This window comes from Candidatus Nitrososphaera sp. 86-2, from assembly GCF_056726185.1.
Map to the genome: position 1 here is coordinate 2468243 of NZ_JBWZON010000001.1, position 22262 is coordinate 2490504.

24 protein-coding genes are annotated in these 22262 nt (G+C 49.1%); 11 read left to right on the plus strand and 13 right to left on the minus strand.

Going from position 1 to position 22262, the window contains the following annotated elements; translation table 11 throughout:
• Positions 1-119: 119 nt before the first annotated feature.
• Positions 120-401: a hypothetical protein gene (locus ACYOR7_RS14495; protein WP_479914408.1), complete on the plus strand. Its 282-nt coding sequence runs from the start codon at positions 120-122 to the stop codon at positions 399-401.
• Between the two features lie 66 nt (positions 402-467).
• On the opposite strand, the gene ACYOR7_RS14500 is transcribed toward ACYOR7_RS14495, so the two are convergent.
• The 5 genes from ACYOR7_RS14500 to ACYOR7_RS14520 form a co-directional block, all read right to left on the minus strand.
• A complete protein-coding gene (locus ACYOR7_RS14500; protein WP_479914409.1) occupies positions 468-1112 on the minus strand; it encodes a hypothetical protein in 645 nt (214 codons plus the stop codon).
• Between the two features lie 272 nt (positions 1113-1384).
• Positions 1385-2074: a hypothetical protein gene (locus tag ACYOR7_RS14505; protein WP_479914410.1), complete on the minus strand. Its 690-nt coding sequence runs from the start codon at positions 2072-2074 to the stop codon at positions 1385-1387.
• A 469-nt stretch (positions 2075-2543) separates the two neighbouring features.
• Positions 2544-3206 carry an endonuclease/exonuclease/phosphatase family protein gene (locus ACYOR7_RS14510; RefSeq protein WP_479914411.1) on the minus strand — a complete coding sequence of 221 codons (663 nt, stop codon included), beginning with the start codon at positions 3204-3206 and terminating at the stop codon, positions 2544-2546.
• 256 nt (positions 3207-3462) lie between these two features.
• Positions 3463-4557 (minus strand): ParB/RepB/Spo0J family partition protein, encoded by a 1095-nt coding sequence (locus ACYOR7_RS14515; RefSeq protein WP_479914412.1) that lies wholly within the window; start codon positions 4555-4557, stop codon positions 3463-3465.
• Between the two features lie 296 nt (positions 4558-4853).
• Positions 4854-5669 (minus strand): hypothetical protein, encoded by an 816-nt coding sequence (locus tag ACYOR7_RS14520; protein WP_479914413.1) that lies wholly within the window; start codon positions 5667-5669, stop codon positions 4854-4856.
• 501 nt (positions 5670-6170) lie between these two features.
• Here ACYOR7_RS14520 and ACYOR7_RS14525 point away from each other — a divergent pair.
• Both ACYOR7_RS14525 and ACYOR7_RS14530 read left to right on the plus strand, forming a co-directional pair.
• The gene (locus ACYOR7_RS14525; RefSeq protein ID WP_479914414.1) at positions 6171-7682 is read left to right on the plus strand and encodes a carboxypeptidase M32; all 1512 of its coding nucleotides are present in this window, start codon (positions 6171-6173) and stop codon (positions 7680-7682) included.
• 53 nt (positions 7683-7735) lie between these two features.
• A complete protein-coding gene (locus tag ACYOR7_RS14530) occupies positions 7736-7963 on the plus strand; it encodes a hypothetical protein (protein ID WP_479914415.1) in 228 nt (75 codons plus the stop codon).
• 40 nt (positions 7964-8003) lie between these two features.
• Here the strand turns inward: ACYOR7_RS14530 and ACYOR7_RS14535 are convergent, their stop codons facing one another.
• Together ACYOR7_RS14535 and ACYOR7_RS14540 are read right to left on the minus strand one after the other, a co-directional pair.
• Positions 8004-8276, minus strand: coding sequence for a hypothetical protein (locus ACYOR7_RS14535; protein ID WP_479914416.1), 273 nt, complete (start codon positions 8274-8276; stop codon positions 8004-8006).
• On the minus strand, positions 8277-8456 hold the full coding sequence (locus tag ACYOR7_RS14540) for a hypothetical protein (protein WP_479914417.1): 180 nt from the start codon (positions 8454-8456) through the stop codon (positions 8277-8279).
• Between the two features lie 327 nt (positions 8457-8783).
• On the opposite strand from ACYOR7_RS14540, the gene ACYOR7_RS14545 reads away from it, so the two are divergent.
• The 5 genes from ACYOR7_RS14545 (at position 8784) to ACYOR7_RS14565 (ending at position 14372) form a co-directional block, all read left to right on the plus strand.
• Positions 8784-9254 (plus strand): ferritin-like domain-containing protein, encoded by a 471-nt coding sequence (locus ACYOR7_RS14545; protein ID WP_479914418.1) that lies wholly within the window; start codon positions 8784-8786, stop codon positions 9252-9254.
• Between the two features lie 193 nt (positions 9255-9447).
• The gene (locus ACYOR7_RS14550; RefSeq protein ID WP_479914419.1) at positions 9448-10503 is read left to right on the plus strand and encodes a hypothetical protein; all 1056 of its coding nucleotides are present in this window, start codon (positions 9448-9450) and stop codon (positions 10501-10503) included.
• 278 nt (positions 10504-10781) lie between these two features.
• Positions 10782-11867 (plus strand): hypothetical protein, encoded by a 1086-nt coding sequence (locus ACYOR7_RS14555; RefSeq protein WP_479914420.1) that lies wholly within the window; start codon positions 10782-10784, stop codon positions 11865-11867.
• 170 nt (positions 11868-12037) lie between these two features.
• The gene (locus ACYOR7_RS14560; RefSeq protein WP_479914421.1) at positions 12038-13015 is read left to right on the plus strand and encodes a hypothetical protein; all 978 of its coding nucleotides are present in this window, start codon (positions 12038-12040) and stop codon (positions 13013-13015) included.
• A 328-nt stretch (positions 13016-13343) separates the two neighbouring features.
• Entirely contained in the window at positions 13344-14372 is a 1029-nt protein-coding gene (locus ACYOR7_RS14565; protein ID WP_479914422.1) for a hypothetical protein, read from the plus strand.
• A 5-nt stretch (positions 14373-14377) separates the two neighbouring features.
• Here the strand turns inward: ACYOR7_RS14565 and ACYOR7_RS14570 are convergent, their stop codons facing one another.
• Together ACYOR7_RS14570 and ACYOR7_RS14575 are read right to left on the minus strand one after the other, a co-directional pair.
• Positions 14378-14728, minus strand: coding sequence for a nitroreductase/quinone reductase family protein (locus ACYOR7_RS14570; RefSeq protein WP_294807000.1), 351 nt, complete (start codon positions 14726-14728; stop codon positions 14378-14380).
• 69 nt (positions 14729-14797) lie between these two features.
• Positions 14798-15328, minus strand: a complete 531-nt coding sequence (locus ACYOR7_RS14575) for a hypothetical protein (protein WP_479914423.1) — start codon at positions 15326-15328, stop codon at positions 14798-14800.
• A 452-nt stretch (positions 15329-15780) separates the two neighbouring features.
• Between ACYOR7_RS14575 and ACYOR7_RS14580 the strand changes: the two genes are divergently transcribed.
• The 3 genes from ACYOR7_RS14580 to ACYOR7_RS14590 all read left to right on the plus strand — a co-directional run bounded on the left by ACYOR7_RS14580 (position 15781) and on the right by ACYOR7_RS14590 (position 18370).
• Positions 15781-17316 (plus strand): chitobiase/beta-hexosaminidase C-terminal domain-containing protein, encoded by a 1536-nt coding sequence (locus ACYOR7_RS14580; RefSeq protein WP_479914424.1) that lies wholly within the window; start codon positions 15781-15783, stop codon positions 17314-17316.
• 221 nt (positions 17317-17537) lie between these two features.
• Positions 17538-17819 carry a hypothetical protein gene (locus ACYOR7_RS14585; RefSeq protein ID WP_479914425.1) on the plus strand — a complete coding sequence of 94 codons (282 nt, stop codon included), beginning with the start codon at positions 17538-17540 and terminating at the stop codon, positions 17817-17819.
• A complete protein-coding gene (locus ACYOR7_RS14590) occupies positions 17819-18370 on the plus strand; it encodes a hypothetical protein (RefSeq protein WP_294806990.1) in 552 nt (183 codons plus the stop codon). The genes ACYOR7_RS14585 and ACYOR7_RS14590 overlap by 1 nt, the downstream gene beginning before the upstream one ends.
• Here ACYOR7_RS14590 and ACYOR7_RS14595 read toward each other — a convergent pair.
• The 4 genes from ACYOR7_RS14595 to ACYOR7_RS14610 all read right to left on the minus strand — a co-directional run bounded on the left by ACYOR7_RS14595 (position 18367) and on the right by ACYOR7_RS14610 (position 22173).
• Positions 18367-18951, minus strand: a complete 585-nt coding sequence (locus ACYOR7_RS14595) for a hypothetical protein (RefSeq protein ID WP_479914426.1) — start codon at positions 18949-18951, stop codon at positions 18367-18369. The genes ACYOR7_RS14590 and ACYOR7_RS14595 overlap by 4 nt on opposite strands.
• 81 nt (positions 18952-19032) lie before the next feature.
• Positions 19033-19569 carry a 4Fe-4S dicluster domain-containing protein gene (locus tag ACYOR7_RS14600; protein WP_294806985.1) on the minus strand — a complete coding sequence of 179 codons (537 nt, stop codon included), beginning with the start codon at positions 19567-19569 and terminating at the stop codon, positions 19033-19035.
• Between the two features lie 137 nt (positions 19570-19706).
• A complete protein-coding gene (locus ACYOR7_RS14605; RefSeq protein ID WP_479914427.1) occupies positions 19707-20879 on the minus strand; it encodes an ArsA family ATPase in 1173 nt (390 codons plus the stop codon).
• A 67-nt stretch (positions 20880-20946) separates the two neighbouring features.
• Positions 20947-22173, minus strand: coding sequence for an ammonium transporter (locus ACYOR7_RS14610; protein WP_294806979.1), 1227 nt, complete (start codon positions 22171-22173; stop codon positions 20947-20949).
• Between the last annotated feature and the right edge of the window lie 89 nt (positions 22174-22262).

The window sequence follows — 22262 nt, forward strand, 5'->3', positions numbered from 1 at the left end:
ACAAAACGTGTAACCTTGTCATCTTGCGTGCAACTCTTTAATTTTTTGACAGACAATAAAAGCCATAATGCGATTGAATTCGTTCACGACAAGTAATGATGGTGGTGCAAGATAAGAAAATGACATCGAGCAAAGAAGAAAATGGCAATGAAACAGGTGCAAGCTCGCTTCCGTTGAAAAGGGTTACGTGGCAGTCAGAAAATTGCTTATCCTGTAAATGGTTCTATCCGTCAGATCCATTGAACGCCGATATATTGTCAAGCGGCAAGTGCATTCACCCTTCGCTTCAGAAATTCAAGTTGATAGTATCTGGAAGAGATTGGTGTAACCTGTTTGCAGAAATATCGCAGGAACAGATCGATCAGATGCAAGAAAAGGCACTGGGAGCCGAAGAAAAATAATAACAATAACAGCCGCCGAAAAAGCGGCAGCAACAATGACAAAAATGAAATCGGCATTTTTGCTTCTTATATGATGTAGAATTCATTATTGTTATCGTTAAAGCCTACATTTGCAGACGGATTCTGAGGAGTGAGAGTGAACGTAAGGGCGTTGGAGGGTATGATTGGAATCACGGTTCCGTTCGCGCTGCAGGATGAAAGGAATATTGAAACTGTCTCCATAGGTGTGAAAATTGCATCCTGATTGTAGAGCACCGGGACTGCATTTAACGGGGCAAAGACCTGTATATTGTTTACCGAGGCGTATTGTGCAAGGCCGAAACTGAATTGCGGAGTTGTCATTCCATTATAGAGGTTAAATGCGTCAGGTTCTTCACCTCCTGAGGGGGCGCCGGTGAACATGCCGCTGGCAAACGTGTACAGCCATCCTATCTGCACCGCGGATGTCGTTTGCGAATTCATCTTGATGGCTGCGCCCGATTGCAGTACCGTTGTGCTGGCATACATGTAGTAGTTCTCTATCCAGCTCACGTTGTTGCTTTCAAGAGGCTGGAATGCCAGCCAGGCTACGGGGCAACAATAATCGTCATAACTGGATACGTTGGCACCGACAAATTGGTTGACGCTCTTGACAAAGGTTACACTTTGATTGGCGCCGTAAATCTTGTCCAGGTCGTTCTCATCGATAGTTATGTCAACGCTATATTGCATCGCGTTATTCATCTCCCTGCAAGTCAAACAATATTTTTGTATCGTTCGCAAGGTGATAATCTACCTTATTGTTGCTGTAATCTTATCATATTGCTGCGGCCTATCTTGGTAAAGCCTGAAGAGCATCTCTGTCTGCCTCTCCTTCTCCGCAGTGCTCTTTAAAATGAGTCTTGTCTAATGCATACAAAAAGAAAAGAGCTCCCGGATGGCCGGGAAGCCTATGCAGATCAGATTGGGATGGTGGCCTGATTTGCAAGAGATAGTATTTTTACCTAACGCCTTGACGCCTTTTTGGTGCTCTTGAGGCGCATCGCCAAGTCGCGGCCAGAAGATGCCTGTGCTGACTCTAGATAGAATGTGTTGTTGCTGTCATTGAATCCCACGTTTGCAACGGGGTTCTGGCTGGTCAGCTGGACTGTCAATGCATTGCTGGCTACCTGGGAGATGACAACACCGTTGTTGTCGTACGAAGAGAGGAAGATTGAAATTGTTTCTATTGGCGTGAATGTCGCATCTTCATTGTAGAGTACTGGCATTGCATTCAGCGGAGCGAATGTCTGTGTGTTGTTTATCGAGGCATATTGTGCCAAGCCGAAAGCGTAGTTGTAGTTTGACATCTGGTTTGCGAGGTTGAACGTATCCGCTCCCCCTCCTTGGGCGCCGGTGAACATGCCGCTGGCAAACGTGTACAGCCATCCCGTCTGGACCGGCGCGCCCGTCTGCGACGTCATCTGGATAGTAGCCCCTGACTGCAGTACCGTTGTGCTGGCATACATGTAGTAGTTCTCTATCCAGCTCACGTTGTTGCTTTCAAGAGGCTGGAATGCCAGCCATGCGATGGGAAGGTTGCCCGATTCGACCGGATTGCTGATTACGCTCTTTACAAAAGTTACCTTTTGGCCTGCTGCGTAGATTTTCTGAAGACCTGCGTCATCTATGTCAATGTTGATTTGGTATTGCATACCGTGCGTCCAATATAAGATAATAATATAAAAAAATGCTCGTAGCTAAAACTATGTAACTACAATCACCTTTACTAAGCACCAAATATGTATGATATGATGTAACGCCTACATTTGTAACCGTTCTATCTCTGCAGTAGATTGACCGACTTCCGGATGGATGTATGTTGGCGAATCGTTGTCAGAAGCATCGTCGCTAGTTCAAGCCATAGGCTGAGGGGCAGGATGGAAGCTTCTCTTCATTCGCTTGCGCACGATCTTGGTTAGAAATCTCTCGGAGATAGTTAGAGAAAAAAAATATTTCGACGTCGAAAGTCGTTAGAGACGGTAGCATGGTTGTTAGTTGATATGCAGATGAGCGCAAAAAATCCTCGATGCAACAACAATAATGATGAGGCCCCTGGATTGTTGTTGACATTCCTTTGCCACCACTCATGCCCTAGCAAACATCCCTGCAGCAGTTCTGCTGCTAGAATTGGTAGACTACGGGCAAGTGATCCGACATCTGGAGATTTACGACAGTGCCTATCCGTGCAGCCGCTCCAACCTCCGCCAAGTAGTCGTATTTTTGCTGAGGGTTAGTTGCAGGATATGTGTTGCCGTTTGGCGGACAAACCTGCCAGGGTCCTGCGGGAAAGGCGCCATCCGGCGCCCGGTTATAGTCGCCTGCTGCAAGCCAGTTTCCAACTCCTGTGCCGTTTATTGCATTAAGCAGACCTGCCACATCCGGACCGCCGGGGCTTATTGCATGGATTGTAAAGCAATAGATGCCATAGTTGGCACCTATGACAGGCCGCCACACCGGAGGCGCGGCGGGATAAAGCAAGGCAGGATTGGCTGGAAGAACCCTGCTGACTATAGCCAGATTGCATCGATTGCCGTTGGGATCCGCGGGGTAGAAGAGTATGTAGCCGAACGGCCTAGTTGTCGTTCCGCCCCAGGAATATAGTACAAGACCTGGTATGCCGCCAAAATTATTCTGAAGGAGATTGGCAGAGGCCGGGACGCTTCCGCACTCCTGCAAGCAAAACACGTCGACATTCAGCTGTACCATCATATTCATGACGCCCTCATTCCATTTGTTTTCTTGACTGTGGCTGCTGCCTTGCATATTCCAAGTGCCAACTATCATGAATTTTCTCTATAGGATTGTAAGATAAAAAATGACTGATAAGCGCAATATTTCCTACGACATCCTTGGCAAACATCACAGCCGTTGATATCTTTTTGAGTCGTCCTTGTCTGTCAAGTTTCGATCATGCCAATTGACTATTTTGTGCCGTTTCGCAGAATAGTTTCGATGTCGAAATATTCTGATGATGCCCTGCCTTCATAGGGTAAAAAGTGCATTGCATACTTTCAAAAAGTCCCCGACGGACAATGTGACTTTATTTCATGATGTATCTATAGAGCCTCGTCCTGCGCAAGTTCCTTTTTTCTTTTAGAAGGATGTCTATCATCGCATGTAATGTTGCCCTCTGCTGCAACAGCAGTTCATAGACAAGCCAATTCTCTTCGACATCTTTTAGCACGTCGTCCACGTTATTCATGCAAATCCTGAATGCAACTATCGTTCTATCAAACGCCTTGTAATACTGGACCGTGAGGTGGTCGTACCCCTTTTCAGTTACCTGGCTCACCTTCTGTCTGATGTCATCATATCCACATTCTTGCTGTTCCTGTGGCTGTGAATATTCGCAATTGTTACTACCAGCTGCGGCGGCCGTGTCATTGACCAGTACGGTATCTACAATGCCGCTACCGTTGCCTGTAGTAATAAACGCCTCTTCTTTCTTTTTTAGCTCCTCTACAAGCAATCGTGCCTTTTTGATGGTCAATCGCCTTGTCGCGATCATGTTCGCAAGCTCTGACTGCTTTTCTTTGTTCTTTACAGCCAGCAGCTCCTCTGCCGCCGAAGCGAAAATCTCGTTATTTGCAAGCCTGTCTCTGACGTCGGTCGGAAGATCGAGAAGCGATATGCGCTTGGATATGTAAGCGCTGCTTTTTCCTATTCTTATCGCCAGCTCGGCCACGCTACCCCATCCCTTTTCTTCAACGTATCTCCTGAAACTCGCAGCCTCTTCTAGGGCCGTCATGGTTTTTCTCTGGACGTTTTCTATGAGGGACATTTCAAACATCGCCTTGTCGTCAAGGTCTAGCACATAACATGGGATCTTTCTCCATCCAAGGGCCTTACATGCAGTGAACCTGCGGTTCCCTGCAACTATTTCATAAAAGCCGTCCTTCAGCCTGACTATTACTGGCTGAAGCAGGCCTGCCTCTTTGATGGATCTGGCAAGTTCGTTGATTTCTCTGTCGTCGTGCGGCCGCAGCAGCAGTGTGGAGAATTTGATGCTTGATGCCTTGACATACTGAATCAAGCCTCTCTGTTCTTCAGTATCGCCAAGTGCTTCTGTGGCAGCAGACTCTTCTGCCACTTCATCAGTCTCTGATCCAAAGATTCTTGCCTTTTTTTCGTTCAACTATATCCCAACATAGTGAAACTGAGATGCTGTTGCAAAAGCTCGGAATATTGTATTTAAGAATGCTCGTAAAGGGTAATTATCATAGTTTTAATCCTGAATAATAATTTCACTGGAGAAGATGGAATTTTATTGAATAGCAGATATGTGTCTAGTTAAGGAAAATATGAAAATTTTTCAAGGAAACTCATAATAAGCATAATTAAATGGCAGAAAGCCTGGCAACGAGAGAAGCGTCATTATCTTTTTTTACGCTGTTAATTCTTGGCGGATTTATCGTCGCTCGAAAATCCTTTTCAAAGGCACTCTTTGGCTGTATCTGCAAGAACTTCTTGGGCTATTGGTGCACCCTGAATCTTGGCTACTAGGCCGCTGATTCCGGGATAATTTGCATCAATTACTACACGCTGGGCACCTGAAGGTGGAGAAAGGGAAATCCTTTCAGCCGGATTGATGGTCCTGACGGTCTCTTCGTTAATCAGGTGTTCTTTCTCTACGATCTTGTAAAAGAATAGGCTCGGCTCGCCGTTTCCTTTCTCATCCGGGTAAACGAGGCCAACTCCGTCTATCTGGTTCTTATGCTCTTGGATGAAACTGGAAACAAGCTCTGATCCTCCATCATATCTGATTGCCTTGATTAAATCTGACCTAAGAGAGTCAGAAACATCATCATTATTATCGTCTAACTGGACATGCTGTTCACATCTTACCGTGCTCATGTATTTTGCCTGTACGTCAGCAAGTGGCTTCCTTCCAGAATTTTCCAGTGTTACTTTTGAAGTTATTATTGTACCTTTGTTTACGCCGTAGAACCCTTTATCACTATCAGAAGTCGACTCCACCTTGATCCCGTAATCCTTCTGCGAATATGATGAAAATAATGACGATGGAAGATAGACAACAACTGCAAACACAATAAAGAGTAATACGGCACCTACCAGTGCAGACAAAAGATGCAGTCGTTGCATAACTGAGGTGATTATGCGAGATATGAAAAGCGCTATTTTAGATTTTGCAAAACATTTTTTGCGCAGGCAAAAAGGATGGCAGGAGTTTAGAGATGTCGCAAGCTTGTAGACGATGTAAATATGATCGAGGAGCTGTTGATTCATATTCTGCCAGCACATTTTTTAGACGAGCTTTCAGTCGGCGAATAGCAATAGTACCTCAAAGGCTACCCTCCCTCTCCCTATGGTGCTTTCCAACTTTTAACCGTCGTACCATAGACAATCTCCAGCCGACCTCTCTGCCGGGATCGGCCACGGCTGTCATATATGCCCAATCACAGAAGAGAAAAATATCCCTTCATTACGGTGGGCACACACGCACATGCACACGCGCTCTGAGAGAGCCTACAAAGGTGGGTGGTCAAGGGCGCGTGTGCGTGCGTTACCCTTCACTTGTAAAGTGCCTTGCAAAAATGTATGAGTGAGGAGAATATCATCCGTCTTTGGTACGTGCGCTAGCAAGTAGAAATGCGTGTATAGATATATACATCGTTGACAGGGATGAGAAAACTGATCCGCCCTTGAGAAAATCAAACAGGTCTGACGGACAAGAGACCGGTGTTGGCGTATATATGCTCAAGTTTCTGAAAAAGGTGTGATGACCACATGAAATCCGAAAATCCTCTGATAAACCAGATTCTTTACGCCTACAAACCTATTTGGTCTCTGAATCATGCCTCTTCTCTGATGGGGTGGGACTTTGAGACTTACATGCCCCGGGGCGGCACTGAGGAAAGAGGCGTGGCAGATTCCCAGCTTCACCTGTTGCACAAGGAGCTTTTGCTAAAGAAAGATTTTGTTGATATTGTAGAGTCGGGCAAGAAACAGGATGGGCTCAACGACGCAGAAAAGGGCATCATACGAGTGCTTGACAGGGTCATAACCAAGCAGACAAAGATACCGAAGGAATTGACTGAAGCAGAGTCTCTGGAAAGAATAAGGGGCAACATGGTCTGGAGACAGGCGAGAGAAAAATCCGATTTCAAAATGTACGAGCCCCACCTAAAGAAGATGGTGGAAATAAAGAAGCAGATCGCTGAAAGGATAGGCTATGAAAAGCACCCCTATGACGCGCTTTTGGATACATTTGAAGAAGAGCTCACCGTAGCTGACTTGGATAGGGTATTTGGCGTGCTGACTCCGAATATTCGGACTATATTGAAAAAGCTCATAGATTCCGATAGCCCGTTTTGCAAGGAGAATGACAACAAGCTTGGAGGGTCAGCGTATGACGTCCATCAAGTCAACGAGCTCAACCGCGAAATCTTGACTCTCCTGCAATACGACATGGAACGCTTTAGAATGGACGTATCCACCCACCCTTTTACTCAATCTATGGGACTCAATGACGTCAGGATAACTACCCGGTACGAAGGGACTGATTTCAAACGGTCAATTTCCAGCACCATCCACGAAGCCGGCCATGCGTTGTACGACCTGCAGTGCGATCAGTCCTTGTCTGTCACCCCCGTCGAAGGCGGGTCTTCACTTGCGCTTCATGAATCCCAGTCAAGGTTCTGGGAGAATATCGTAGGCAGAAGCAAGTCCTTTGTTCAATTGATAGCTCCTCTTGTTAGAAACAAATTAAGTTTCGCAAGCCAAGCCACCGATGACGAGCTGTACCGTTACTTCAATAATGTCAAGCCCAGTTACATACGAGTCGACGCCGACGAAGTGACCTACAATCTCCATATAGCAATAAGGTACGAGATAGAGAAGAAGTTAATTGGAGGGGGCGGGGAGCTGACCGTCTCTGAAATCCCTGAATTCTGGAACGATAGGATGGAGCAGCTGCTTGGAGTAAGACCCGCCGAGGATTCGCAAGGCGCTCTTCAGGACACTCATTGGAGCAGTGGCCTCTTTGGCTATTTCCCTACCTACACTTTAGGAAACCTGGTTTCAGCGATGATTGCTTCAAAGATGCGCAAAGACCTGAAGGATTACGATGAAAACATCAGGGAAGGGGATTTCCAGCCTATCAAAGAATGGTTGAGATTAAAAATACATCAATACGGATCGGTGTATGCACCAAAGGTGCTTCTAAAGGATACTTTCAATGAAGGCTATAATCCAGATTACTTTGTAAAGTACATAGAGGACAAATATCTGGGGTCCTGAACCACCAATTTATCCGTCATCAAAAAAATGAGGTCACTGTACATTCTCAATTCGTGATTTTCCAGGCTGCAACCACCTTTTTATTGATGTTAGAACATGGCATCTTTGCCAAGATGGACAGTAAAGAAAGGGCAAATGATGAAGAGGAAGTTAAAAAGCTCATATCGTTAGGTGTGGATGCAGAATTTGCCAGAATGCTTCCTCTTTCTGCCCGAAAACAGATCCTACATGGCATTTTGGGGCTTTCACATAACAGCCAAACACGAAAAGCACGTAGCTAGCTAGTAGTTTTTCTTTATGCCCTCTCCACCGCAGATTCACTTACTCAGAGTTCTGAGTTTTTCCGGAAGGGTGAGTCTCAAAGGGTTCTTTTACAATTTCGTTCATCAGTAAAACTCCTGCATCTTGAAACAGACTCTCAAATGAGCCCTGAAGCCTAGTAAGGTCTACTTCGTTGTTTGTTATCACGCCATTACTTTCAAGCACCTTGACTATGCTATCTGTAGTAGTCGTTCCGAGGATTCGTGCAAGTCGGCGATGAAATTCCTTCAGAGGCATCATACTGTTGTTATTGCTGTTGCGTATGACCACCATTTACTGCTGCACCTTCTTCCCCTCGTCGTCTTGTTGCCAAACTGCTTGGAGATAAAGAATTCCCTTTAACAACTCCTTGGCCTGATTAGTATCGAGTTTTTCGACAAACTTTTGATCGACGCCCAACTCCATCAGTTTGGCATAATCCCTTAGAACCGCTCGGACGTCGGGGTTTTTCATAGTGATAATTAAGCCTGCATAGATTTAAATCTATCTTTAAATGAAACAGTCAACTCTGTGTCACAGGCAATAATCGGTAATTGTCGTAGAAGCTAGGCTCGAAAAAAGTCGTAATTTGCTGTTATAGGTTTGTTGACTTATCTCGCCCTGAACATTGTTGCAACAATAATTCAGCCAACAAACTGTAACAATATCGCGGCTCTATTCTTTTCTACTATCTTGTTCCTTGTATATTCATCCGTATGCATTTTTTTCCATGCTGAAAACTGACCACAAAAACTGGTTTCAAAACTCTTTATTTTATGATACGTGTACTCACAAAACATAATGTCTGGAAACAAGAAATCAACCGCTGCTGATGCCGAAGCTGCTCCGTCCGGGACAAGGAATGAGATCATTGCAGGTCTGAATGAAGATCTCGCAAGGGAATACAAAGCAATTATCCAGTATGTAGTCTTTAGTTCCACCCTAAAAGGAGCAGAGTACGGAGACATCGCAGAGCAACTAAAAACTCATGCCTCGCAGGAGCTCGCTCACGCTCTTGAAGTGGCAAGACAGATCGACTATCTGGGCGGGAACCCTACCGTAGAGAGCAAAAAAGCGGAATTTTCTGATGATTCGAAAAAGATGCTGGAGATAGACCTTCGAGCCGAACAAGAAACTATCAAGAACTATCGAGAAAGGATTATCCAGGCAGAGCGCGCCGGCGAATTCGCCCTTTCAGAAAAACTAAGGGGCATTATCGCGCAGGAGCAGGATCATGAAATAGACCTTAAAGATGCACTTGGGTTGAGGTGACAACAGACACACGCACGCAATCAATCTAGATTCGTAACGTATTTTTTGCAATGCGTGAAAAACAATCCCCTACCTTTTACCTAAAGCATCGACTTTCAGTTTGTCTTTAAATAGATTTTGATTATAATACAAGTTTCTTATCATATTTTATATGACATATGCTTTATTAATATCAGAAATGTGATATGTATGCTTGTCCAAGCCAGATATCATAAAGAAGAGTAAATATGTGATCAGAGGATCAAATCCCCGCGTCTTTATCGCAATAATCCTGGCTTCCGTTCTTGTGGTTTCAGGGTTAGCTCACGCATCATTTGCCGAAGTTCGTGTGCCAGGTGGCAATGATAAAAACACATATTCTAATTTGCAGTTTGGGATAGAGAAAATAGAGCTTCCTAATGGTTGGACAAGAACAATACAGGAAGCAAACAGTACGGCTGGCACAACAGATGAAGTGACTATTACTTTAAGGCTTGAAAACGCAACGGCATCATCATCTGGCACGGGTACACCAAACCCCTTCTCGTTATTCTCTTCTCCTGCTAGTGGCAATAATAATAGTAGCGGTATTGGCAACGAGGGCAACAACACCAACAATGGCAGTTCCAACCCGTTTTCTCCAACTATTACAATAAAATTGCAAAAAGGTGATGCGTTGAAAAGACAGCTAGCTGCAGAACGAAATCAGACAACAGCAGGACAGCAAGAGCGGGAAATGGACTTGTTCACTCAAAACCCCTATTGTAAACCTGTGAATTCTGCCAGTGATAATGGCACTGTTGCCAGTAGTAGTAATAACACTGCGACGACGATGACGATGATAAACGGCCATAGCTTTACAAAGACAGAACAAGAATGCGACGTAGCTCCGATACTCAAATTATTCTTTGGATCTTTCTTTGCAAATCTTGCTAATAGCACTATTAACCAGAACAACAGCAACGGCAGCGCTCTTGCCGGCAATGCGACCAATAACGGTTCAGGCAATGCCAATGCAACTGGTACCAACAATAATGCAGATGCTGCCAAACTTGCCGAGGCGCTAGATTCAATACACAACATAATAACAACTGAAAAGAGATACGTCTACACTTCGCCTTCTTCTAATCTTAGAGTGGAGATATCATATTCTGCGCTTACTTTCTTATCCGTCCAAGACTTTGAGATAAAAGCCAAACATTACCAAAGATATCTGCCTGTCTTTGAAAACATGGTGCATAGTATAGAGATTCAGCAGCAAATAGAATAAAATGGGGCGGTGTTGCTGCCTACCCCCATCGGTTGGCAGATCGCCTGAAATGTTTTGGCCGATGATAAGGGTCTCGCTGTTTGCTGCTAATAACTACTGCCTACTGGACGCTTTTCTGATTCCAGCCGCGTGATCTAGGAAGGTTATGGTAAAAAATTCCGGCATAATATACACAGTTGACCCTTTCATAAATATATCCTGCCTGTGCCCTGACAACCGATGCCGCCGTGTCTGTGCGCAGGAACAGAACGGCGAAAATAACCAGAGAAGAAAAAACATTGACCGTAGGAGACACCGATGAAAACACCGCGGACGACCGCATGAAGCGATCCTCGCCATCGTTTCTGCAGCCGCCGGCCTTCCGTAAGTGGCTCATCCTTGTCCTTGTTGCGGCAGCAGCGGTGGTAATCGTATCAATTCCTGTACTTCTAATGGGGGTATCTCAAAAGCCAAATCCTGCTCTGCCCGTTTCCCCTTCCTCTACTCCCGTCGCCAACACTACCATCACTACTACAACAACGAGAAACTCTTCTTCTTCGCCGTTAAAAGACCGATTTGGGATCACCGAACTATATCCAACAATCGCTAGTGGGATGGAATGGTCTTCAAGCTGGGACAACGGACATACTAGGACAATAGGAAACGCGATAGACCCTGACGACAAGTGGTTCGATACTGCACATGGCGAAGGAAGTTACTCCATCGACGGCAAGGGCACGCTGACTGCGTCAGGCGACTATGTTAGAATGTACGTGCACGATCCCGCCGAAGAGCGCGAATGGTCAGAAAACTTGGAGATAACTTTGTACGTCAAGAGGATAGACGAGACGCAGATAGTGGATTATTCCGGCCTCCAGGTGTTTGCGCGCACAAACCATGGCACTAATGCCGATGAAAACGTGAACCTCTGCGATGACCGTGGTTATGGCGGCCTGATGAATATCGACGGCGACTGGTCGTTTGAAAAAGAGATTGCCCATCACCTAGACAACGGCTATGTGGATGTGGCGGCCCAAAGACCATCCGGAGACCTTCCAAAGAACACGTGGGTAGGCTTCAAGTACGTCCTGCGCAACGTAGATGACAACACCAATGTAAAGCTGGAACTGTACCGCGACACTACCGGCGGCGTAAACGGCGGCAACTGGCAAAAGGTGACAGAGTTTATGGACAACGGCAAGAACTTTGGAGTTGGCAATGAACCATGCAAGTCCTTTGTAAATCCCGCACTTCAGCTCATACATTCATTCGTCAATGCCAGCAGCGAGACAGGCAAGCCAATGCTTTCAGTGTACGTAAGGCATGAATTCGGTACTATGGCATACTCTAACTTTACAATCAGAGAGATCAGTCCGCTTTCATGATTTTACGCCGTCGTCTTTGTTTCAAGGGAGCAAAAAAACAATAGGCGCGTATGTGTGTACGCGTGAGAGAAAAACACTCTAAGTTCCTTCTACACTATCTCTCAAGAGGCTGGAATCATGGCTCTTTATTATTTGTCGGTAGATCGTCATTGTAAGCGAGAGAAATAGCAATGATGATCGAGGGTGAGAGTAAAAAAGATAATAACAATGGCAACAGCGTTGCCATAGAAAAAAGAAGATGCACAGGGGTAATAATGTCTGCAGCCGTGTTCTTCTCTCTGGCGGCCCTTTTGATCTTTGCTACCGTTCAGTCATCGCCACATGAGGCATCTGCTACTGCAGCAGGGGAACAGGCAGCCAAGATGATTAATAATAACAATGTTGCCATTACTGCAAAGCAACATCGGCAATATCAACAACAGTACTGGCAGGATTTCTTGAAACTGGAAAAGGAATCCTGGCATTACAACTATGACCAAGTGGAAAAGCAAAACGTCAAGGCATATCAAAAGTGGTACTGCGCAGACTTGCGCTCGCAAGGCTACAAGGACTTTACCCATGCCTGCGATCGATCATCTTATCCCAAGGATGCAATGTGGCAGCACGAGCAGCTTAGGGACGAGATGCTCTGGAACAAGGCCAATCACCAGCCGCATCATGAGATAAAAAAGACAGACGAACAGCTAAAGTATCTGCAGAAACGGACAGAGCTGAGAGACAGCATGGCTCAACACAGCAAGGCCGGCGACATGATTTGGCGCCATTATCTGTCACTGGAAAAACAAGCTTGGCATTACGACTATGCCAAGACTGAGCAGCAAAATCTCCAGACATTCCACAAGTGGTGGAACCGAGGAGGGGCAGTAGATGAAGGACCTGAAAAAGCGCGCAAGATGTGGTTTTCGGAACAATATGGACACGAAATACTCTGGGACAAGACTGCTGCTAACAACAAGGGTGCTTCTGACAATGGAAGCAACAAGGGCCACATGCAATCATGGTTTGAAGAAGCGTACCGTCAACATAAAGCAGAGATAGCGGGAAACAAGTGCGTAAATCCGTGGGAAAGGACCCCAAGTAATGCGGCGCCTCTGTGGTCTGCGTGTTTGGATGCAAAAGGCCCTTCCACACGTCAAGCGCCTATGTAAGGTGCAAAACTGGAAAAGAGTTTTTGGTGGAGGCGGCAGGACAAGGCGACATTTGCTGTTTTTCAAAAATGTGTGTGTACTCTCTGCAGTTTTATCCTCTTCGCATAAAAGAAGCGGCTCAACCTCGGCAACGCCTCGTCAAGTGCAGCGAGTCTTTACTTTATGCGGCCTAAGAAGAACCTGATAAAAAGTTCCGGTATTGTGTTTACAATTGACATGTTTGTAGATATATCGTTCTGCCTGTACACTCTGATAACCGGGCCGTTACGCGCACACACATGTGTAATACAACAAAGCATGAACCGAAAGACTGAAGGAGATAAAAAAGTTGACTATAGGAGACGCCAATGAAAGCGGCAGCAAGGGCAACCGCATAAAGCGATCCTTACTATCGTTGCTGCAGTCGCAAAAAACCCGCAGGCGGCTCATCTTTGTCATTATTGCCGCGATAGTGCTGACGCTAACTCTGGTACTGACGGCCGGCATTTTTAAAAATTTGCCCTCAACCATGCCCCCAACAGCTGATCTGTTGTCGCCAAAAGACAGGTTTGGCATTAACAGGCTGTACCCGACTGCTCCCGAGGGAATCGAATGGTCGGCAAAATGGGACGACGGACAGGCGCGGACACTCGGCAACGAGGTCGATCCTGCGGACGCCTGGTTTGACACGACGGACGGCGACGGGATGTACACGATAGACGGCAAGGGCACACTGACTGCGTCCGGCGATGTCGTCAGGATGTACGTGCGTGACCCCGCCAAGGAGCGCGAGTGGTCGGAGAATCTAGAGATAACTCTGTACTTCAAGAGGCTGGACGAGACGCAAATAGTCAGCTATTCCGGCCTGCAGGTGTTTGCGCGCACAAACCACGGCATGGTTGGCAATGAAAACATCAATTACTGTGACGACCGTGGTTATGGCGGCCTGGTGGGCATCAACGGTTCGTGGGCGCTTGAAAAGGAATCGGCGCATCACCTGGACAACGGCTATACCGACGTGGCAAGGCAAAGGCCGTCGGGGGCGCTTCCCGAGGACACTTGGATAGGCTTCAAGTACGTCCTTCGCAACATGGACGGAGGAACGAAGGTAAAGCTGGAGCTGTACCGCGACACGACCGGCGGCGTAAACGGAGGCAACTGGCAAAAGGTGACAGAGTTTGTCGATGACGGCAACAATTTCGGTGTCGGCCGCGGCGAATGTCGGCCAAGCGTAGATGCGGGGCTTCCGCTCATACACTCGTTCATAAACGACAGCAGCGAGACGAAAAAGCCCATGCTTTCCGTCTACGCAAGGCACGAGTACGGGACGATGGAATACTCTAACTTTAGCATAAGAGAGATAGGTCCCCTCCCGTGACTGCATCAGGGGCGTGCGCCATCATCATTATCTGGCTTGAGCTCCACAATCAAGCCGCCGTCCCACCGGTACTTGGAGTCCATCAACCCTGCGACCTCCCTTGCCAGCCCAGGTTCCTCCTCATGCCTGATGGCCCTTGCGGTCCCCTCGAATTTCCTGCCGCCTACGCTAAAGGAAACCCTGGAATTGTGCGCGATGTTCTGGACCCAGTGGGAACGCTCTTTGTGCTCTGACATTATGTAATACCTGCCGCCGTGCTCGACAAACCATATTTCTATCTGGTGCCTCCTGCCCGTTTTCCATCCGCTGGTAGCCAGATACAAGAATTGCGGCTGGTTATCTGCTGCGGACGCCATATACCTAATGACTTTGCATATACACGTACGTCTTTTTCCGTTTTTCGACGGATGTGCTGTAACGGCTACTCAGGAGTGCGACTCGCAGCCGCCTTCTGAATCGGGGTCACTCTGCTGAGCCTGTTCGCAGTCGGAGCGGCTGCCAAAGCACACGTCGACGGTGCGAGTCTTGCCGTTGAGCGGGTTGGTGACGGTGACGCTGTAGCAATACTGACCTCGTCCGTTGTCATTGTTGTTATTATCGTCTTTGTTGTCCTGCTGATGTCTGTTTCTTTCATCATTGCTTCCAGAGTCCTGTCCTCCCTTGCCATCGCCACTGCCACCACCGCTGCCGCCATGATCGCTACTATCACTACCGCCACCGCTATTGCTACCGCTATCGCCACTGCCACCCCCTTTATCGCCACCGCTGCCGCTTCCCGGGTCCTGCACCTGTATCTGAAGTAACGGTATCTGCACCTGCACTTGCTTGCTGCCAGCCTCTACCGCGTATGCTGCCTGAACGTTCAACATGTACCCAACCGCCACTGCCGTCGTTCCGAGCAATATCACAGACATTAATGCAACAGCAGCCAACCTTGCTGAAGTATCGTTCCTCACGTCGTCAAATATCGGATTTTACTATTAAAGTAGAGTGCAAATTCCCGCTATATCTATGCTATATTGGAGGGTATGAGAATGTCTTTAGCTTACGGTGATCCGGACATAAAGGCCAATGCCATGACTGGCCGTCCGGGTCCGCACATCATGTATATGTATATGCCTGAGGACTTTAAAGCAAAAACTGCTCCACCGGGCCTGGAAAAAACACATACCCTGGCCGCCTTTTCTCGCCTGCATATCGCCGTGGATGGTAGTAGCGTCTACCTGCCATGCCAGTACAGAATTACTATATGTGATTGCCATATAGCGTACGATGGTAACTATGTTATAAGCAATAGTTACTGCCTGTAATAGTGCGGGACAAAAAAATGTTCAGGCAAGGTCTGCACAAACTGGCACGGGTCCAAAAAAACACCGTACGATTCTCTACGGCGGCTGCTCTTGCAGCCATGTTAGTTCTGTCGTTCGTGTCTCTCGTCAGTTATCCAAAACCAGCTTTTGCGGCCACCTGCAACTGCGTGGTCTTTAGGCTTGACGACGTACAGGATTACTGGATAAACAGCGTCCAGGCCGCAGTCATGGACAAGTTCATCAACAAAAACGCAAAACTCACCTTGGGAGAGATAATGAACTTTTTCGGAAACGACCCGCTTGTGGTAGACAAGACGCGGCAGGGCCCCGGGCTCTTTGAGTATGCCCTGCACGGCTGGAACCACGACGACTATACGACCTTTTCTCAGAGCAAGCAGCAGTCAGAGCTGCAAAAGGCAAACGACAAGATGCAGACCCTGTACGGGAAAAAGTCGAGCATCTTCATCACCCCCTACAACGTGTTCAACTCCGACACCCTGGTCGCAATGCAAAACCTCGGCTTGAAGATAATTAGCGCAGACACGTTTGCAAGCTACTATGAAGATAACCCCTCGACTCCATTTGCGCCCACCGCCGACAGCCGCGGGATCTATCACGCTCCTGAAACGACGGCGTTTAGCGAATGGACCAACAACCAGCATTTCCAGCTGACATCCAGCCAGATCCTTTCAGAGATTGATTCTAGCATAGCGGACAGGGGCTGGGCGGTAGTGACCTTACACCCGCAGGATTTCAGCAAATATGATGGAGATACCGCTCTGAACTCGGTGGACTCGACATCCATAGCGCGCATAGACTCTGTCCTCAACGGCGTCAATTCGCGGGGATATGCGATCAAGTCCTTTAGCGAGCTCACCGGAACAGTTTCGTCTCCCCCCGATACTACACCGCCCGTGGTGACTGCCATGCCCGCCGGCGGCTCTTACTCGTCCGCGCAGTCTGTCGTGCTGGCCGCAAACGAGCCGGCCACCATATACTACACCACAAACGGCAGCACGCCGACAACGTCAAGCCCCATCTACTCCTCGCCGATCTCCATCACTGCCACCACCACCCTGAAGTTCTTTGCAAGAGACACAGCAGGCAATTCCAGCCCGGTCAAAACAGAGACCTACCTCATCAGCCCGGGCACTTTTCCTGTGACCCGAATGTCGGACACGACTGCGACCTACGGCCTCAGCCTGTACTCTGCCACCCAGTCGCACGTTGAATTCGTGTCACCGACGTCGCAGCTGATAGGCAAGACCATAAACGAAATAACGCTGAAACTGAGAAAGACCGGCGCCCCGACAGGAACGGTTCAGGTCGGCATCTTTAACTCGGATCTGACGGTGAAAAAGCTGTTTGGGACAAAAGACGCCACGACCATCACTTCAACGTACGCCGACTATGCCTTCTCGTTGCCCAGCGAGCTGTACACCATACAGGCCGGCGACAGAATTGGTATCAAATACACGGGCGGCAACTCTAACAACTATGCGGCAGTGATGCTTGACCGCGATGCTGCCGACCCATTTGACGGCGCAAACACGTACCGCCAGCAGTACAACACCTCGTGGCTCAGCTACACGAGCGACGACATGTACATGATGTTGAGACAGACACATGGGTAGGGAGAGAGCTAATCAAGCAGTAGCAGCCACGCCCCAAAATAGTTCTCTTATCGTTGCAAGACGTACTGCCGTGTATATGCCGCAGCGACCCTATGATGGGCCGTTCTTTTCCCAATTATGCACAAGCGTGCTCAAATTATGCATTTATGCACACTCGAAAAAAACAGTCTTGTGCACAGTCTTTCGACCGATTTTTATATTCGTAAAGCGATCAAAATATCGTGCGCAAGGATGAGCAGCCGCAACAAATGCTCAAGTCCATTTCGGTTCTTGTGCCGCTTGAAAGGGTGGAGGCAAGCCTCTCCGAGATAGGCTTTCTTTTGCAGAATTCTGCGACTGTCGTAGCTGACGGCAAGTTCTGGAAGCGCCTGCTGTACGTCCGGGGCGAGGAGACGATAAGCGTCTCTGAGGAAATCGGCGACGCGTACCCAAAGGACCCTATCATCACAATCTGCGGCTCTAAAAGCACGATAACGCACGTCGTCAAGGGCGTGGGCGGATAGTGCCACTATACGAGTGCAACGAGCACCAGTTCGTGGAAAACCTGCGGCGCCTGCTTGAGGCCGGGGAAAAATTCGTGGTAAACCGTCGGACGACGATGCACGACGACGCCAGGTACGGGCCGGCGACGCTCCCTGAGGAAGAGTTTGCCCGGTACGAGACTCTGTGTACTAGAAAGGCGGTCAACTCGACCGTCTATGCAAAGGTGCCCTTTATCGACGCGTACCACGGCGGCCGGATGCACGATGCTGAAGAAAACGTGCACTCGTCAACCGCGCTGATGTTTCCCAGGATGTCGATACCGTATTACCGAATAGAGTATTCCGTGAACGTGTGGGGCGGCACCTACTTTTTCGCGTTTGACGCGCTGTTCGACCCTGAGATAGTGATTGAAAAGAGGAGCGGAAGGAGGCTCGGCAAGGGCGCGCTGGTGCATGTCCTGCGGTACAGCCCGCCCAAAGAGCAGGTGCTTGCGATAAACCTGCCAAAAGGTGTGGTGGTGCTAGACGTCAAGCACATGGTGCGCGTCATCGACCACACGTCGAATTTCTAGTGCGATTTCAGCCACGCAAAAAAGGCCCCTAGCGAACTGGCAAAGGGGAGCTCCTTGGCGTTTTTCGCGTTGTAGCCGAGCAGTATCATCCTCGACTCTAGCCTTTCTTGCAGCGACGGCGGCAGCTGGTATTTTTTCAACGGGCCGAAAATCTCGAAATAAAACTCCTGCCTGTAAAACGCGACGTGCTGCGCAAAGCAGTCTGATAATATGGTCGGGTCACCGGCCACGCGCTCGTTTACCTCTTCCTGCTTCAGCCCACGTGTGTCGACTGCAATCTGCAGCATGCGCTTTGTATAGTTTTCACGTGTGAATGCGGAATCTAGCCTGCCTGGCATTGACGCGTACATGCGTATGTCTTTTGCGGCCTGCTCCACCGTCCTTTTTGCAAGGTCCCTTGCCTCCGCTACTTCAGAGTCGCCGTACACGCCGTGGTCCTTGCCGAATATGAAAAACGCGCCGACTGTCTCTTCTCGCTTTATGTACGGGAAATCGGCCTGCCCTGCGATAAAGCGCGTTATCCTTGCCGGGATGTCGGCTGGCATAAAGAGGCCCATGTACGAGTCAGAGAGGACGGGCAACTACAGCGAGAATAACGCGCGTGGCGTGATTTAATCTTAAAGAAAATGAAAAGAAAGAAAGAAAGGAAAAAGAAGGAAAGGCTAGTGCGCGTGCGGCGGAGCCTGAGAGCTCTTTGACAGCGCTTCGTTGAAGGTGCCTGCAGCCTTTTCGTGGAATTCCAGGTTGCTCTGGTCTACCTTTACTGCCTGAGGCGGGCACACTGAAACGCACGCCATGCACCAGATGCAGTCGTGCTCCCTTATCGGGTCTGCCTTGTCAGTGTAGTCCTTGCGCTCTTCCTTCACCGAGCTTCCTGTCCCTGCAAAGGTCTGTGTGATAGCATCTTTTGCCGGGATGTCTTGCTCTGTCCTGTACCACTGGTACACCTGGACCGGGCAAGCCTCTATGCAGGCGCCGTCTGCGACGCAAGAGTCCCAGTCTATGGCGACCATTGTGCCACTCACGCCCAGCGGGACCAGCTCCTCGCCGTGCGACTCGTAGGCGTGCTTGACCTCCTCGTTCTCGGCGGCCTCGGCTACCTTGCCTGGGCCCCAGAAGAAGTGGAAGTGCTCGCCGTCAGAGTGGTTAATCCTTCCAATCACTTGATGATTCCGCGGAAAGTCTGGATCTATCGGCATTTTTACTCTGCAAGAGTGAGGGTTTCAAATATTATATAAACTGTTTGCGGGTACAGACCCTAGTTCGCAGCTCCGATCCATAGTCAAAAAAATCCTCTGTACGAAGGGTAGTGTACAAAAACATCTTGCTGCTACTACTACTTTTCAAACAGCACCAAAAGCTGCCTGTCCTCCAGTTTTGCCTTGGCTAGCTTCATGCCGGCGGTTGCCAGAGGCAGGGGCACGATGTTGACGATCTTGCCTGCGGCAGTCCTGACGCTCACCGTGAGCGAGTCGCCGTACCGCTCGATTGTAAAGTCGTCCTTCTCTGAAAAGGGCACCTGCACTGTCATGCGTATCATGGCATCTTGCTTTTCAAACACGTACGGCTGGCCCCTGTAGAACACCCGTGCGGGGTCCTCGCCACCGAACAGCAAGTCGCCGTGCCTTTCTAGCATCTCTATCCCCCGGAGTTCCGTCGCGTACAGCTGCACCTCCTTTACCGGCAGCGGATAAAAGTTGGCCTTGGCCTCCTCGACCTTGCCGTGCTGGAAGCTGGCCCACTTTTCGTAATACGCGTCGGAAGAGCTGGCCATTATCTTGTTGATTATCGCCATGTCCACATTTATCCCGTACAGGCTTGCCGACATCAGGGCGCGCTTGGCGTTTTCGATGCTGAACGTGTCCGGGTTTGCCACAAGGCGCACGCTCGTGGAGTCGTTGTCCTTGATGATGTCGGAAAGTGCGTCGAGCCTGTCAATCAGGTCCATCTCGCTCTTGATGACGCTCCTTGAGGGCGCCGGGATCTTTGCAAGCGGCTGGAACACCTTGGCAAACCCTGAGAATAGTCCGGCAAGCCCTGTCAGCTTGCGGCCGATGCTCCCTACCAGCTTTGGGAAATACAAATAGCGCAGCGCCTCGCCGGACGCCGGCATGTCAAGCACCACTGCGTCAAACTCGCCCGTCTTTGAAACCTCCTCTATCTTTAGCAATGAAAAAAGCTGCGTCATGCCGGGAAGCATCGCTATCTCGTACGCAAGCGTCTCGTCGATGCCCTTTGCGGAAAACACGGAGGCCATGTACGAAAGTATCGTGTTGTACTGCTTGCTCATCTCTGTCACGGGGTCTATCTGCTGCGCCACCAGGTTCTCTGCTATCTTTATCGCTTCATAGCTCACTTCCGGCATCATGAATGCGTCTGCAAGCGTGTGCGCCGGGTCTGCCGACAGGACCAGGGTCCTGTGCCCGCGCTTGGCCAGTTTCAATGCCGTGGCGCATGAAGTCACGGTCTTGCCAGTGCCTCCCTTGCCTGTGTATATGATGAGCCTCAATGTATGCAGAACAAAATCGGCGTTTTAAAGATAAAAAAGTTTGGAAAAAAAGGAGTGAAGAGAGAACCTACGTGACGTAGGCCCTCTCTGCGTGCTGCGTAATGTCGAGGCCGATATCCTCTTCCTCTTCCTTGACCTTGAGGCCGATGGTCTTGTCTATTATCTTCATGATGACGACCGTGCCTCCAAAGCCAAGCGCGCCGGCGATTCCTACCCCGAGCGCCTGTATGGCAAACTGCATTGGGTTGCCAAAGAGGAGCCCGTTTGGACCTGCTGGGTTTACCACCTGCGTCGCAAGTATGCCTATCGCAAGCGAGCCGACGATGCCTGTGACTCCGTGCACCGAGCTGACGTCCAGCGCGTCGTCTATCTTCCAGTGCTCCTTGAGGAGCAGGATGGCATAGTAGGACGCAAAGCCAAGCACGATGCCAAGCACGAAGGAACTCTGCGGATCGATAAAGCCGGCGGCAGGAGTCACGCCGGCAAGGCCGGCAATGGCGCCATTGATTACGGCAGTAGTCGACGGCTTGCCCGACCTCTTCCACGAAAGGAATATCCACACCATCGCAGAAGTCGCAGAGGCAATGTGGGTTACAAGGAGCGTGTTTGCGGCAAGCGCGCCTGACGCAAGGGCGCTCCCCGCGTTAAAGCCGAACCAGCCTATCCACAACATCGCGGCACCGATGACTGCAAGGGGGATGTTGTGCGGGACCATGATGTCCGGCCCAAAGTTCTTTCTGCGGCCAAGCACGAGCGCGGCCGCAAGGGAGGCCATGCCCGCGCTCGTGTGGATGACAATACCGCCGGCAAAGTCAAACACGCCCAGATCTGCAAGCCAGCCTCTGCCCCAGATCCAGTGGGCAAGCGGGTAGTAGATGAATATGCTCCACGCGATTATGAAAACGAAAAACGAGCTCCACTTTAGCCTCTCTGCAAACGCCCCCGTTATGAGCAGCGGCGTGATGACTGCAAACATCATCTGGTACGAGCCAAACGTGACTCCCGGTATCGTGGGCGCATAGTCGACGCTGTCTTTGAATGGCACGTTGTTGAAGAACAGCCAGTCGAGGCCGCCTATCCACCCGTTCTGGGAAGGGGAGAACACCAGCGTGAACCCCAAGACGAACCAGAGCGTGGAAAGGATGGCAAGGCCGGAGAAGGTCTGCATGAGGATGGACAGCGCGTTCTTGCTGCGTATGAGGCCAGCTTCAAAAAAGCCAAGCGCAGGCGTCATCAACATGACGAGACCTGTAGAGATGAGCATCCATGTAGTATCTCCAGTGTCAATCGGCATTTCCAGCCTCTACTTGTGATGAGAATGCTATAAAAAGTCATCGAAATCATGATAATATCATAATATACGATTTTTATGATATGATCTTA